General features: G+C 55.5%; 13 protein-coding genes. 12 read left to right on the top strand and 1 reads right to left on the bottom strand.

Going from position 1 to position 13765, the window contains the following annotated elements; all coding sequences use genetic code 11:
- Positions 1-37 precede the first annotated feature (37 nt).
- The 9 genes from tmk to R0J87_RS11585 all read left to right on the top strand — a co-directional run bounded on the left by tmk (position 38) and on the right by R0J87_RS11585 (position 9019).
- A complete protein-coding gene (gene tmk / locus R0J87_RS11625) occupies positions 38-691 on the top strand; it encodes a dTMP kinase (protein ID WP_498886294.1) in 654 nt (217 codons plus the stop codon).
- On the top strand, positions 682-1665 hold the full coding sequence (locus R0J87_RS11620; RefSeq protein ID WP_498886292.1) for a DNA polymerase III subunit delta': 984 nt from the start codon (positions 682-684) through the stop codon (positions 1663-1665). Before tmk ends, R0J87_RS11620 begins: the two co-directional genes overlap by 10 nt.
- 23 nt (positions 1666-1688) lie before the next feature.
- The gene (locus tag R0J87_RS11615; protein ID WP_498886291.1) at positions 1689-2024 is read left to right on the top strand and encodes a PilZ domain-containing protein; all 336 of its coding nucleotides are present in this window, start codon (positions 1689-1691) and stop codon (positions 2022-2024) included.
- Positions 2025-2060: 36 nt separating this feature from the next.
- Positions 2061-2894 carry a TatD family hydrolase gene (locus R0J87_RS11610; protein ID WP_498886290.1) on the top strand — a complete coding sequence of 278 codons (834 nt, stop codon included), beginning with the start codon at positions 2061-2063 and terminating at the stop codon, positions 2892-2894.
- Between the two features lie 29 nt (positions 2895-2923).
- Positions 2924-3484: a DUF1285 domain-containing protein gene (locus R0J87_RS11605; RefSeq protein ID WP_498886288.1), complete on the top strand. Its 561-nt coding sequence runs from the start codon at positions 2924-2926 to the stop codon at positions 3482-3484.
- Positions 3481-5697 carry an ATP-dependent helicase gene (locus R0J87_RS11600; protein ID WP_498886287.1) on the top strand — a complete coding sequence of 739 codons (2217 nt, stop codon included), beginning with the start codon at positions 3481-3483 and terminating at the stop codon, positions 5695-5697. Before R0J87_RS11605 ends, R0J87_RS11600 begins: the two co-directional genes overlap by 4 nt.
- A gap of 202 nt (positions 5698-5899) precedes the next feature.
- Positions 5900-7069 (top strand): porin, encoded by a 1170-nt coding sequence (locus R0J87_RS11595; RefSeq protein WP_498886285.1) that lies wholly within the window; start codon positions 5900-5902, stop codon positions 7067-7069.
- 11 nt (positions 7070-7080) lie between these two features.
- Positions 7081-7506, top strand: a complete 426-nt coding sequence (locus R0J87_RS11590; RefSeq protein WP_498886284.1) for a phosphate ABC transporter substrate-binding protein — start codon at positions 7081-7083, stop codon at positions 7504-7506.
- Positions 7499-9019, top strand: coding sequence for a diguanylate cyclase domain-containing protein (locus tag R0J87_RS11585; RefSeq protein WP_498886283.1), 1521 nt, complete (start codon positions 7499-7501; stop codon positions 9017-9019). Before R0J87_RS11590 ends, R0J87_RS11585 begins: the two co-directional genes overlap by 8 nt.
- Positions 9020-9063: 44 nt before the next feature.
- Here R0J87_RS11585 and R0J87_RS11580 read toward each other — a convergent pair whose 3' ends face one another.
- Positions 9064-10728 (bottom strand): electron transfer flavoprotein-ubiquinone oxidoreductase, encoded by a 1665-nt coding sequence (locus R0J87_RS11580; protein WP_404342027.1) that lies wholly within the window; start codon positions 10726-10728, stop codon positions 9064-9066.
- Between the two features lie 374 nt (positions 10729-11102).
- Between R0J87_RS11580 and R0J87_RS11575 the strand changes: the two genes are divergently transcribed.
- The 3 genes from R0J87_RS11575 to R0J87_RS11565 all read left to right on the top strand — a co-directional run bounded on the left by R0J87_RS11575 (position 11103) and on the right by R0J87_RS11565 (position 13620).
- Positions 11103-11852 (top strand): electron transfer flavoprotein subunit beta/FixA family protein, encoded by a 750-nt coding sequence (locus R0J87_RS11575; RefSeq protein WP_498886282.1) that lies wholly within the window; start codon positions 11103-11105, stop codon positions 11850-11852.
- 14 nt (positions 11853-11866) lie between these two features.
- A complete protein-coding gene (locus tag R0J87_RS11570; RefSeq protein WP_498886280.1) occupies positions 11867-12793 on the top strand; it encodes an electron transfer flavoprotein subunit alpha/FixB family protein in 927 nt (308 codons plus the stop codon).
- A gap of 215 nt (positions 12794-13008) precedes the next feature.
- Positions 13009-13620, top strand: coding sequence for a superoxide dismutase (locus tag R0J87_RS11565; protein WP_311063815.1), 612 nt, complete (start codon positions 13009-13011; stop codon positions 13618-13620).
- Positions 13621-13765 lie beyond the last annotated feature (145 nt).

Raw genomic sequence — 13765 nt, 5'->3', positions numbered from 1 at the left:
AGATGATGAGAGCGAACCTATTGAGTGAGGGGCAGCAATGAGCAAGCGCGGTCGCTTTATCACCTTGGAGGGTGGTGAAGGAGTGGGGAAATCGACCAATGTGGCGTTTGTCGAAGCGTGGCTGACGGCCCAAGGAATTGAGGTGGTGCGCACACGAGAGCCGGGCGGTACCCCTCGCGCGGAAGCAATTCGTGAGCTGCTGCTTGACCCTTCACCACAAGAACCACTGAGCGTCGATGCCGAGCTACTGCTGGTCTTTGCGGCGCGCGCCCAGCATTTAGCCGAAAAAATACTACCGGCGTTAACCCGTGGCGCATGGGTTGTGTGTGACCGTTTTACTGATGCCACCTTCGCTTATCAAGGCGGTGGGCGTGGGATTGATGCGGCGCGTATTGCCCAGTTAGAACAGTTTGTTCAGCAAGGCCTTTCGCCTGATCTCACCCTGTTATTAGATATGCCGCCGGAGGCTGCCAAAGAGCGTTTAGAAGGGCGTTTACGCGATCTAAATACGCAGCGTGACCGGTTTGAGCAGGAGCAGGCAGACTTCTTTATGGCGGTGCGCCGCGCTTATTTAGAACGAGCCGCCGCCGCGCCCGAGCGTTTTGCACTGATCGATGCAGCGCAGCCGCTAGCCGCCGTTCAGGCAGCGCTAAGTGGTGTATTGGAAGAACGGGTCGCTCAATGGCAATAACCGGTGTGTTGCCCTGGCATCAGGCTACCTGGCAGCAGCTTGTGCGCTTGGCGAATAGTGGGCGGATGCCTCATGCCTTGCTAATAAGCGGCGCGCATGGCGTGGGTAAGCAGCAGTTGGCAGAAGCGCTGATTGCCAGAACGCTATGCGCTAAGCCTGGCGAACAGGCCTGCGGGCAGTGCCACAGCTGCGCCATGTTGGCGTCAGGCTATCACCCAGATCTGCTGCGCGTATCGCCGGAAGAGGGCAAGCGCCAAATCCGCATTGACCCGATTCGCGAGGTGAATCGATTTGTCTCGCAAACGGCCCAGCAGGGCGGCTACCGAGTGATTGTGATTTCTCCAGCTGAGGCAATGAATATTGCGGCCGCTAACGCACTGCTGAAAAGTCTGGAAGAGCCTGGCGATAAAACGCTATTTATCCTGCTGTCGGACGTACCCTCCCGTACGCTGCCAACCATTCGTTCTCGCTGCCAGCAGTGGCCGCTGGCAAGCGTGCCTTTTGATGAATGTAAGGGGTGGCTAACCCAGCATTTAGGCGGTGATGAGGCGCATTTCTGGTGGCAGGTGTCGGGTGCGCTACCTCTGTTAGCAGTGGAACTAGCCGCCCCCGATGAGCGTGCATTGCGCCACCAGCTTCACGACTGTTTTGAACAGTTAGTGCGTGGTGCGGAGCCGGTATCAGAGGCCGCAAGGCTGGATCGCCAAGCGATTGATGCGATCTTATGGTACGGTATTGCTTGGCTTGAAGACCTGATTCGTTTAGGTCTTTCCGGTGAGCAGGGTGTGCTGCACAATCCTGATTTAGCCCCGCTCTATCGGCAGGCGGTAAAAAACGGCCGGGTACAAGATTGGTTTCGCTTGCTCGACTATGCAAGAGAGCAGCGCCGTTTGCTAGCCGTAGGGGCAAACCCGAACCCACAGCTCGTATTAGAAGCTTGGCTCGTGCGCTGGTCTGCACTGCTGCGCTCCTAAAAATCTGACCTGACGAGGTAGTGATGGCTGCTCAAAAAGCGCTCTCTTTAACGATACCTGACGTGCCCACGCTGCTATCTGCCTATATGCCATTTTTGGATCGAGGCGGCATTTTTGTGCCTACCAAAACGCTGTACAGCCTCGGTCAATCCGTCATGCTGCTGTTAACGCTGCCAGGCGAGAGCGAGCGGCTGTCCGTTTCTGGTCATGTTATTTGGATTTCACCTGAAGGCGTGAGCGGTCGGCGCATGCCGGGTATTGGCGTGCACTTTAGCCAGCAGAATTACTCTGTCCGTGACCGTATTGAAACGCTGCTGGCTGGACAGCTCGATAAAGCGCCTCCCTCGTTTACGCTTTAAGTCTGCCTCCTTCTATTTACCTCCAAAGAGTACTGCATGTTTGTCGACTCTCACTGTCATTTAGACCGTTTATCTGAACACACGCATGGTGGTGATGTCGCCGCGACGCTGGCGGCGGCTCGCGCTGCTAATGTGAGTCAGTTTTTGGCGATCTCTACAACGTTAGAAGAGCTACCGGGATTGGCCGCTATTGCACGAGAGCACCACGATGTCGCTATTTCCGCCGGTCTGCATCCGCTCCATCAAGCATCTCGTGAACCTACCGTGCAGGATATCGTGGACGCGGCTGAGCAGTTTGGTGCGGTAGCCATTGGCGAAACAGGGCTGGATTATCATTACCAGGATAGCGTGCCGGTAAGCGTTCAGCATGAGCGGTTTAAACGCCACCTGATCGCGGCGAATGAGCTAGAGCTGCCTGTCATTATTCATACTCGAGAGGCCAAAGAAGATACGCTGGCGCTGCTGCGTGAATACAGCGACCCTCAGGTGGGGGGCGTACTTCACTGCTTTACTGAAGACTTGGATATGGCTCGGGAGGCGGTTCGGCTAGGCTTCTATATTTCTCTCTCGGGGATTATTACGTTTCGAAATGCCGCCTCGCTAAGAACGCTAGCGCGCCAGCTGCCTTTGGATCGGCTGTTAATCGAGACAGATAGCCCTTATTTAGCCCCGGTGCCTTATCGTGGTAAGCCCAATGAGCCTGCTTGGGTCGTTGAAGTCGCAGAGTGCATTGCTCGCGAGCGTGGCATTACCGTCGATGAGATTGCCATGCAGACAACCGTTAATTTTTACCAACTGTTCCGCAATGCAGTGCCAGATGCGCCCGCCCATGTGAAAGAGGCCTTGGCGCAGTCTGGGCTAGTGGTATAACACGTGGTGGTCACCATGGGAGGTCGGCGATGAATATTGATCGACTAGTGCAGCACTCAGAAGGCTCAGCCGCCATTCCCCCAGTGGATACTTGGCAGCCTGCCTTGTCGGGTGAGATAGACATTCTGGTGCAGGAGGATGGCTCCTGGCTTCATGAAGGCCAGCCTTTTGCACGCCCAGCGATTGCTAAGCTGCTCTCTAGCCTGCTGCGCTTAGATGATGATGGCTATTGCCTGGTGACTCCCGTGGAGCGCTGGCGCATCAGCGTCGTGGATCGTCCGTTTGTGATGGTCGAAGCAGATTTTCACGATGACGCCTGGTGGCTAAAGACCCAATTTGATGATGTGGTGCGTCTGGACGCCGAGCATCCCATGACGCTGACCGCCACGCCCGACGGTGAGCTGGCCCCTGAGTGTGCCCTCCGGTTCGGCTTGGCAGCTCGGCTGCACCGCAACGTGTTTTATCGCCTAGTAGAGCAGGCCCGCATCATAGAGAGCGCGTCAGGCGATAGCGAATGTCAGCTCTACAGCGCGGGCAGCTGGCACTTGCTGGGCCAGTGGAGCGATAGCGTGCCAAGTGAGTCGCCGTGAAGTTAACTGCCGAGCAGCAAGCCGTTGTTCACCATAGGGAAGGGCATGCACGTGTCGCCGCCGTAGCGGGCGCAGGTAAAACCACGACCATGGCCGCGCGGGTGCTCCATCTGCTAAGCAGCGGCGTTTCTCCCAAGCGAATGCTGGTGCTGATGTTTAACCGCTCAGCGAAAGATGACTTCCAGCGACGTCTAGCCAGTATGGCCCCAGCAGGCCAGCCGTTGCCCGACGTACGTACCTTTCACTCTCTAGGCCATCGATTAACCCAGAGTTTGTGCCGCTGGGGGGCGCTAGCGCCCAGACGACTGCTGTCTGCTGAATGGCAAATGGAGCGCTTGCTGCGTCAAGCCAGCCTCAATGTGCTTGTGGAGCAGGTAGAGCGCCGTGATGCAGCGTTGGAAGGTGACCGTCTGGAGGCGTTAGCCCATTTCTGTGGGTTGGTAAAAGCTGAAATGCTATCGGCGGCGACGCTCTATGAACGCCTGAATTACGAGCCGGATACCGACTACTTTCCAGCAGCGTTTGATGAAGCCGAACGGCTGCTGCACGCTGAAGGTGTCATGACCTACGCCGACTTGCTCTATCGCCCCTTGCAAGCGTTGGAAGCCGATGCTTCACTGCGTCAGCGGGTCGAAGGCTTTTTGGATCATGTGATTGTCGATGAGTACCAGGATATCAATACGGTTCAGCAGCGGCTGTTAGCCGTGCTTGCCGGACCAAGCGCCAATGTGATGGCCGTAGGCGATGCCAACCAGTGCATTTATGAGTGGCGCGGTGCTCGCCCTGACACCATGTTGGAAAACTTTACGGCCACGTTTGGGAAAGCCACTGACTATCCGCTCTCAATCACCTTTCGCCATGGTCATGCGCTAGCGCTGACGGCCAACCACGCCATTATGGCCAACCAGCGGCGGCCCGATCAGCTTTGCCTAGCCGAAGCGAGTAATCCCAATACGCGCGTATCGGTGGGACAGGGTAGCCGCATGCTGCTCGATGTCCTAGTGGATTGGCAGGCGCAAGGGCGTGCGCTCAGCGATGCCAGCCTGCTGGTAAGAAGCTGGGCGCTATCGGTACCTTTCCAGTTAGCTCTTCTGCAGGCGGGAATTCCTTTTCGCCTGCTGCGTGAAGATCGCTTCGTCTTCCGCTTACCTTTAGTCCAGGCGCTAGCCGGCTATCTCAAGCTCTCCAGACGGCCTGAGCTGCTGCACGACCCAGAGCAGTTACTGCTGCTGTTAGCTCAGCCAACCCCTTTCGTGGCCCGTGAACGCCTCCAGCGTTTGGCTTACCAACTAGCGAAAACGCAGCAGTGGCCTGAGCGGCATGAGCCTGTGTTGGCATCATTAAAACCGTTACAGCGGCGCACGCTAAAAAAACGTTGGGAGCTTCTGTGTGAACTGCCAAGGCTCAGCGCTTGGCCGCCCGCGAAGTTACTCAGCCACGTGGTAGAGACGATTGACGCTGAAAAAACGCTGAAACGCGCTGCCGCCCGCCGCGATAAAGGCGAAGAAGATGTGCGCTTACTCGATGTGCTTATTGAGCAGGCCGAGAGCGTGCAAGACCCGGATGCCTTTATTGAACTGCTTGAACGCCCAGTGGAAAATCAGGCTGGCGGCGTGCTCATTAGTACCGTGCACGGCGCGAAAGGGCTTGAGTGGCCGCTAGTGGCGGTCGCAGGCGTCAATGAAGAAGACTTTCCTCACTACAGTCGCGATAACCCGTTGAACGACGAGCGGTTAGAAGAGGAGCGGCGACTGTTCTATGTGGCCATTACCCGAGCAAAAGAGCAGTTGCTGGTGTTGCACGATGGTGGCGCTCATCGGCCAAGCCGTTTTATCGCTGAAAGTGCTTGGCAGGACGGTATGCGTATTGCGGCCTGTTTAGCCAGCCCGCAGGCGCCGGATCAGCCGTTGGAAGTCGTATCTCCTAGCTTGGTAGAGCGTTATCTTGCCAGGGTGGGGCGCGCTGACATTGCCTTGGCAGCCCCTCAGGTGAAAGAGCCGTCCGGCGGTTATGACGTGAATACAGGGGGCCACTATTATCCCGGACAGCGTTTACTGCATGCGGTCTTTGGTGAGGGAGAGGTGGCCGCTGTCGAGGGCAACCCTTCAGATCCTGTCATTGATGTACGGTTTGTACAGGCGGGAAGACGTCGTCTCATTGCCCGGCGTGCGCCCATTGAGGTGATGGATGCCGCTAGCAGCACGGTTAGCTAGCGGGTTAAAATTATATTCACCAGCGTGTCAATACCCCTGCTTTAACCCTTGGCGACGCTGGTAGGCTATATGGCGTTTGACTTACCCAGGCCCGGCCGATTAAATGCTTTGCAGTTAACTATTTACCTAACGGGTAATCGGCATGCTAAGGCACTTTGTTAGGTCTTGCGCCATCTCTCTTGCAGTCTGCAGCGGTGCTGCGATGGCCGGCGATTCGTTGCCTAGCCTCACGCTAAACGGGTTTGGCACGCTGGGTGTTGTTCACTCGGATGTGTCTGATGCCGATTTTGTCGCGGACCCGCTCGCCTCATCTGGCGCTGGCTACAGCAGTGATTGGAGTGCTGAGGTTGATAGCCGCCTGGGGCTTCAAGCAACGCTGGCTGCCACGTCTGCGCTCTCGACAACCGTTCAAGTCGTCAGTGAAAAGCGCTTCGATGGTTCCTATTCTCCTGCCATTGAATGGGCCTACCTACAGTATGACGCAACACCGAATCTAAGCCTTCGTGTGGGCCGGATGGTGCAAGGCAATTTTTTGAATTCTGAATACCGTAAAGTCAGTTTTGCCACTCCGTGGGTAAGGCCACCTGCCGAGATTTATCGATTAGTCCCTGTTGCCAATTTTGATGGTGTCGATCTTCGCTATCGCTACTATGTCGGGGAGTTGATTAACGACCTCCGCCTTAGTTATGGCGGCGGTAGCGTTGAGTATGCAACGGGCGATATTGAGTCGTCCGATTCATGGGGGGTGTCTCAACAGACTCGATGGGGCAACACCACGCTCTTTGCCAGCTACGGTGAAGTCAACGTCAGTGCGCAAGAGCTCACCCAGTTTTTTGACGTATACCGGTTGTTTGGACCGCCTGGCGAGGCGTTGGCAGATCGCTACGAAGTGGATGGTAAACCCCTACGCTTCCTCAGCGTGGGCGTTAACTATGATCCAGGCCAGTGGTTTGTGGAGGGGGAGTGGACTCGGCTATCCTCGTCAACGCTGCTGGGCAGCAGCGAAAGCACGCACATGACGGCTGGTTACCGCTTAGGTAAGTGGACGCCTTACGCGGCGTTGGGCAGAGCACGAGTGACCAGTAATACATTTGAGCCTGGGCTAAACCCGGCTTTTTACCCTTCTCCTTTTGCCGAGGGTGCGGCCTTGCTTAACAGCACCCTCAACACGCTCTTATCGTCTGGTCTTCAGCAAGATAGCCGTACCGTTGGTCTGCGCTGGGATTTTCGCCCTGGAATGGCCTTAACAGCACAATATGACCATATTGACTTTCGTTCAGGTTCTCCCGGTGGGCTCATCAACCAGCAGCCTAGCTTTCAGCCGGGTGGAACGATGAATCTTTTTAGCCTTGCGCTCGACTTTGTGTTTTAGGGAGAGTGACGATGGCTAAACGACTGTCTCGATTTTACTGCTGTGCGCTGCTCAGCCTGCTTCCTTGCACCGTGTTTGCCGATCTAGTGGTCGTGGTATCCGCAGATGCGGCTCTGAGTCGTATTCAACGACAAGAGTTGAAAGACCTTTATCTGGAGAGCCGAACGCCACTGCCAGGACAGGCGCGAATAACCCCTCTGGATCAGTCCGAACGCTCCCGTGAGCGCAGCGAGTTTTACCAGCGGTATATTGAGAAAACGCCGGCACAATTGCGCACGCACTGGGCTAGGCTGATTTTTACAGGGCGCGGCCAGCCGCCCCAAGCGCTTTCAAACAGCCAAGCCGTTGTGGAAAGGCTTATTCGTGACCCTAATGCACTCGGTTACATTGACCCATATTTTTTGGATGAACGGCTGAAGGTGGTCACTGTTGAATAAGCTTAGAGGCCCAGAGCTGTTGCGTGATTCATTGCTGCCGATGCGCTTATGGCGTCATCGGCTAGCTGAGCCGCTGGTGCTGTTTAGCACGATCGGTTTGCTCATCGTGCTTATTATTTTTAGCAGTGCTTATTTTTTGGTGAGCCGTGAGCAAGACACTATTAAGCGACAAATCGAGCTGTCGATCGGAGACATCGCGGATACGTATGAGGCCAGGGTGCTACGATCTCTGAGAGAGATTGACGCGACATTAAAGCTGGTGGATTTTGTGGCTAGCCAGCAGCACTCAGGTATTTTAGAGACGCTACAAGAGCGTAACCTGTTGCCGCCCGAGCTGATTTTTACAGTGAGTCTTATTGATAGCCAAGGAGCCGTCAAAGAGAGTACCGCGATGCAGCAGTGGGCTCATCCAGGTGGCGCTTTTGCCTCGTTGCCCCAAGCGCCAGGGCTACTGGTTGAGGCTTTTTCCTCAGAGGGTCGCCAGCAGCTGTTATTTGCAAGGATGCTAACCGGTGAGCGTGATACCCCTGAGTGGGTCACGCTGACGGTAGGGGCCGACTATTTTGTTAGCGGTTATGATGCAGGTGCGTTGGGAGCGCAGGGCTTACTGGCACTTGTAGACGCTAGCAATATGACCCGTATTGGGCGCAGTGGCTCTCAGCTCTATTCCAGTATCGCGATGGCTCTTCCCGCCCATGATGAGATACTCAGTCGCGGTGATATCCCTTTCTTAACAAACTGGCTTGGCGTTGAGCGCACCACCGTCGTGAGGCCGCTGTATCTCTTTCCATTGTCGATCGTGGTGGGTATTTCAGTGGATGAGCGTCTGGCCGAGGCTAATCAGATAACCCGACGTTACTGGCAGCGGGCCATCGTCGTGAGTGCCGCGTCTTTTTTTATTTTGGGCCTATTGGCACGATTGAGTATTCAACTGCAACGCGAACGCCAGCTGGTCACGGACGAACGCCTGCGCCATACGCAATATATTGAACACTTAGCGTTTCACGATACGCTGACCAACTTACCTAACCGGGCCTATTTCAGCTATCTGGTGAATCAGACCATTCAGCAGCAAGATGGCCAAGAGGGTGGATTTGCCCTGCTCTTTTTAGATTTAGATCATTTTAAACACATCAACGATTCGTTAGGGCATGATGCAGGTGATCAGCTGTTACAAGTGGCGGCCAAGCGTTTGGTGTCGGCAGTGCGTGAGCAGGATGTGGTCGCTCGATTGGGCGGCGACGAATTTGTGATTTTGCTTAAGAACGTGACCCAGCGTGAGCAAGTCACGCGGGTGACCGATCATCTCATTGCTGCAATGCAGTCGCCGTTTGCGTTGGCAGGAGAGTCATGTCAGATCTCAGTGAGTATCGGTGTGGCGCTGTTTCCGACAGATGGGGAAAATGAGAAATCGCTAATGAAGTGCGCCGATATGGCGATGTATCAAGCTAAAAAAGCGGGAAAGAATGGTATGTGTTTTTACACTGAATCAGCGTTGGAAAACTACAAATAGTCGCTTGCTGCTCCTTTAGTGGAGCAGCAAGCGACGAGATGGTGCTACATATTAGGATAGTTGGGACCGCCGCCGCCTTCAGGCGCTACCCAGGTAATATTCTGGGCAGGGTCTTTGATATCGCAGGTTTTGCAATGCACGCAGTTCTGGAAGTTAATCTGGAAACGCGGCTTGCCTTGATCATCTTCTACTACTTCATAGACCCCTGCAGGGCAGTAGCGCTGAGCGGGTTCGGCGTATTTCGGTAGGTTGTCACGAATGGGCAGCTCTGGGTCTGCGAGGCGCAGGTGGCAGGGCTGGTCTTCTTCGTGGTTCGTATTAGATAAAAACACCGAGGTGGATTTATCAAACGATAGCTTGCCGTCCGGCTTCGGATAGTTGATTTTCTCGAATTCGGCGGCTGGCTTTAGTGCCCCATGGTCAGTGGTGGTGTCATGAACGTTGGGGAGCTTATTGCCCAGGAGCTGATTGACGAAGTTGTAGGCGCCGCCGCCAACCGTGCCGTATTTATGAATGGCCGGCCCGAAGCTCGCACTCTCTTTCAGCTCCTGGTATGCCCAGCTGGCTTCCCACTTGCTGGTGAAGCTGGCCAGCTCTTGTCCGCCTTCATCACCGCCTTTGATGGCTTCAAAGACACTCTCGGCCGCGACCATGCCTGACTTCATCGCGGTGTGTAGGCCTTTGATTTTGGCAAAGTTGAGCGTGCCCGCATCACAGCCAATCAATAGGCCGCCGGGGAAGGTCATTTTTGGTAGGCAGTTGAACCCGCCTTTGACGATGGCGCGCGCGCCGTAAGCCACCCGTTTGCCGCCTTCCAGGTATTGGCTGAGTACCGGGTGGTGTTTCATACGCTGAAACTCATCGAACGGCGAGAGCCACGGGTTCTGGTAACCCAGGTCCATAATCAGGCCCACTACCACTTGCTGATTTTCTGCGTGGTAAAGAAACCAGCCGCCGTGGGTGTTGCTGTCCAGCGGCCAGCCGGAACCATGGACGACCAAGCCGGGTTCGTGCTTATCGGCAGGCACATCCCACAGCTCTTTTAAGCCGATGCCGTAGTGCTGCGGGTCGCGGCCTGCATCTAGTGAGAAGTCGTTAATCAGGCGTTTACCTAAGTGGCCCCGTGCGCCTTCTGCAAACAGCGTGTACTTAGCGCGCAGCTCCATGCCAGGCATATGGCCATCTTTAGGAGTGCCATCTGCGCCTACGCCCATATCGCCAATCAAGATGCCGCGCACTACGTCATCTTCAATGATGACTTCTTGAGCGGCAAAGCCGGGAAATATTTCAACGCCCAGCGATTCCGCCTGTTCTGCCAGCCAGCGACTCAGGTTGCCCGCGCTGATCACGTAGCGAGTTAAATCGCCGCCGGTGTTATGCATGCTTTTCGGCACCAGCGCATTAGGAATCTTCTGAGCTTTTTCGGCATCTTTCAGCAGATATACATCGTCGCGAACGGCAGGCGTATTTAAAGGAGCGCCGCGCTCCTCCCAATCGGGGAAAAGCTCCGCCAGTGCGCGGGGCTCAAACACTGCGCCGGACAGAATATGGGCACCTACTTCGGAGCCTTTTTCTACCACACAGACGGTGAGCTCCTGCTCTGCCTCGTTTGCCTGCTGCATTAAACGGCAAGCGGCAGCTAGGCCTGACGGGCCTGCGCCAACGACGACAACGTCAAAGTCCATCACATCGCGTTCAACGTTTTCCACCCGGTTTCTCCTTATTCTCATAAGCGCCATCTTTGGCTTGCTAGCGAATAGGCACTAGCTTATGAAAAGATGGCCTTAATTTAAAACGGTCGTTTGCTTCTGGTTATCTCCCATGATAGGCATAATACCTGTGTCAGGTCACCCCTACGATGGCAAATGCACACTTTATGAGCGTTGATAACAGCGATGATCATGGTGTGCTACGACCAAGGCCGCACGCATTGGGTGTTGTTGATGGCAGGTAGGCTGTGGCAAATTGATAGGGTTTTTCATTTACGCACCTATCAAACGCTTGCATGAATTTTTAGCGCTGCCATTTTGTGGCAGCGCCTGTTCAGGTTAACGGCTTCTATTACAAGCCAAGCGAGGAATCTATGAAAGTACTCGTCGCGGTGAAACGCGTCATCGACTACAACGTCAAAATCCGCGTCAAAGCTGATCATTCTGATGTGGACCTTACCAACGTCAAAATGGCCATGAACCCCTTCTGCGAAATCGCCGTGGAAGAGGCGGTGCGCCTGAAAGAGAAGGGCGTGGCCACCGAAGTCGTGGCCGTGACCGTGGGCCCTAAGGCCGCCCAAGAGCAGCTGCGCACCGCGCTGGCGCTGGGGGCTGACCGCGCTATCCACATTGAAACCGACGAGCGCGCCGAATCGCTGGCGGTGGCCAAACTGCTGGCCAAAGTGGTGGACGAAGAGCAACCCGGTTTGGTGATCCTCGGCAAACAGGCCATCGACACCGACAACAACCAGACCGGCCAGATGCTGGCAGCCCTCACTAACCTGCCGCAAGGTACGTTCGCTTCGGAAGTGGTGGTAGATGGCGACAAAGTAAATGTGACCCGTGAAATCGACGGCGGCCTGCAAACTGTCGCGCTGACACTACCGGCGATCGTCACCACCGACCTGCGCCTGAATGAACCGCGCTACGCCAAGCTGCCGGACATCATGAAGGCCAAGAAAAAGCCGCTGGATGTCAAAACTCCCGCCGACTATGGCGTGGAAGTGGCCTCCAAGGTCACGCTGCTCAAAGTGGAATCTCCTGCCGAGCGCAAAGGCGGTATCAAAGTCGCCTCGGTGGACGAGCTGATCGACAAACTGAAAAACGAAGCCAAAGTGCTTTAAAAGGAGCTGATCTCATGAGCATTCTGGTACTTGCCGACCTTCATGAAGGTCAGTTGGCGGGCGCGACCGCTCACGTCGTCGCAGCGGCCCAAGCCATCGGTGGCGATATTGATGTGCTGGTCGCCGGTGAAGGCGTCCAGGCGGCAGCAGACGCCGCTGCACAACTCGACGGCGTGAGCAAAGTACGCGTAGCAGATAACGCCGCCTACGCCCATCAGCTTGCCGAGCCCATGGGCGCGCTGCTGGTCGAACTCGCTGGCGATTACACCCACGTGCTGGCCAGCGCCTCCACCACCGGCAAAAACGTGCTGCCGCGCCTGGCGGCCCTGAAAGATGTCAGCCAGCTGTCGGATGTGATTGGCGTCGAAAGCGCCGATACCTTCCTGCGCCCGATCTATGCCGGTAACGCCATCGCCACGGTCAAAAGCGACGATACGCTAAAAGTCATCACCATCCGCAGTACAGGTTTCGATGCGGTCGGTACCGGCGGTAGCGCCACAACGGAAGCGGTGGATTTCGTCGCCGACAACGCCCAGTCCAGCTTCGTCAAACAAGAGCTGGCGCAAAGCGACCGCCCGGAACTCGGTGGCGCCAAGGTCGTCATCTCCGGTGGCCGTGGCATGGGCAACGGCGAGAACTTCAAACTGCTGGACGGCATTGCCGACAAGCTGGGCGCGGCCATTGGCGCTTCACGCGCGGCGGTAGACGCTGGCTTCGTACCCAACGACATGCAGGTGGGCCAGACCGGTAAGATCGTCGCGCCTGAGCTGTACATTGCGGTGGGTATTTCAGGTGCGATCCAGCACTTGGCGGGCATGAAAGACTCCAAGGTGATCGTCGCCATCAACAAAGACGACGAAGCACCGATCTTCCAGGTGGCCGACTACGGCCTGGTAGGGGATCTGTTTGAGATTCTTCCTGAGCTGGAAAGCAAACTGTAAGCTGTTGAATTACTTGTTTATCAAAAGCCGACTTCGCCAGAAGTCGGCTTTTTTATTTCTGACAGGTTCGATAAACTGACAATAGTTGACTAAGGTACTGGGATAAAGATTTGCCGCCCATGGTAAAAAATTGCCGTGGCGGTGGTTGAAAAGGGTGAAGTAAGACCACACCTAATGTAGTGAACGCAATAAAAGCCACTCAAGGAGAAGATAGCATGGCACATACCCTTCCTGAACTGCCGTACGCATACGATGCTCTCGAGCCGAACATCGACGCGATGACGATGGAAATTCACCACTCTCGTCACCACAACACTTACGTTACCAACCTGAATGCTGCGCTTGAAGGCACTGGCCTTGAAGACGTTCCGGTTGAAGAGCTGGTTGCCAACCTGGACCGCGTACCTGAAGAGAAGCGCCAAGCGGTTATCAATAACGGTGGCGGTCACGCTAACCACTCCATGTTCTGGCAGATGATGTCTCCCAACGGTGGTGGTCAGCCCCATGGTGACGTTGCTAAAGCAATCGACGCAGAGCTGGGCGGTTTGGATGCGTTTAAAGACGCCTTCAAAAAAGCAGCGTTAGGCCGTTTCGGTAGCGGCTGGGCGTGGCTATCTGTCACACCTGAGAAAAAACTGGTAGTAGAGAATACGCTGAACCAAGACAGCCCGCTCATGCATGGCAACACGCCGGTACTGGGTCTGGATGTTTGGGAGCACGCGTACTACCTGAAGTTCCAGAACAAGCGTCCTGACTACGTTGATGCTTTCTTCAACGCCGTCAACTGGGAAGACGTTGAGCGTCGTTACCAAGCAGCAACTGCCTAAACTCACGCCTTGTGAGTAGGGTATAAGCGGTTTTTACCGCTGAAAAACCGCCCCCGTTTAGGGGGCGGTTTCAGACTGCTGACAAAGCCCTGGCCCTTCGGCCAGGGTTTTGCTTTGATAAGCGTATCGTTTTTAGTGGTGGCCG

Source organism: Halomonas sp. SIMBA_159 (assembly GCF_046536035.1).
Lineage (GTDB): Bacteria > Pseudomonadota > Gammaproteobacteria > Pseudomonadales > Halomonadaceae > Vreelandella > Vreelandella venusta_A.
Note: the sequence above shows the minus strand (reverse complement) of the source record. Positions and strands in the feature narration are given on the sequence as shown.

Bases quoted from the DNA above. Each gene is read 5' to 3' on its own strand.
- tmk (WP_498886294.1), top strand. From the start codon at position 38: ATGAGCAAGCGCGGTCGCTTTATCACCTTGGAGGGTGGTGAAGGAGTG.
- R0J87_RS11620 (WP_498886292.1), top strand. From the start codon at position 682: ATGGCAATAACCGGTGTGTTGCCCTGGCATCAGGCTACCTGGCAGCAG.
- R0J87_RS11615 (WP_498886291.1), top strand. From the start codon at position 1,689: ATGGCTGCTCAAAAAGCGCTCTCTTTAACGATACCTGACGTGCCCACG.
- R0J87_RS11610 (WP_498886290.1), top strand. From the start codon at position 2,061: ATGTTTGTCGACTCTCACTGTCATTTAGACCGTTTATCTGAACACACG.
- R0J87_RS11605 (WP_498886288.1), top strand. From the start codon at position 2,924: ATGAATATTGATCGACTAGTGCAGCACTCAGAAGGCTCAGCCGCCATT.
- R0J87_RS11595 (WP_498886285.1), top strand. From the start codon at position 5,900: ATGGCCGGCGATTCGTTGCCTAGCCTCACGCTAAACGGGTTTGGCACG.
- R0J87_RS11590 (WP_498886284.1), top strand. From the start codon at position 7,081: ATGGCTAAACGACTGTCTCGATTTTACTGCTGTGCGCTGCTCAGCCTG.
- R0J87_RS11575 (WP_498886282.1), top strand. From the start codon at position 11,103: ATGAAAGTACTCGTCGCGGTGAAACGCGTCATCGACTACAACGTCAAA.
- R0J87_RS11570 (WP_498886280.1), top strand. From the start codon at position 11,867: ATGAGCATTCTGGTACTTGCCGACCTTCATGAAGGTCAGTTGGCGGGC.
- R0J87_RS11565 (WP_311063815.1), top strand. From the start codon at position 13,009: ATGGCACATACCCTTCCTGAACTGCCGTACGCATACGATGCTCTCGAG.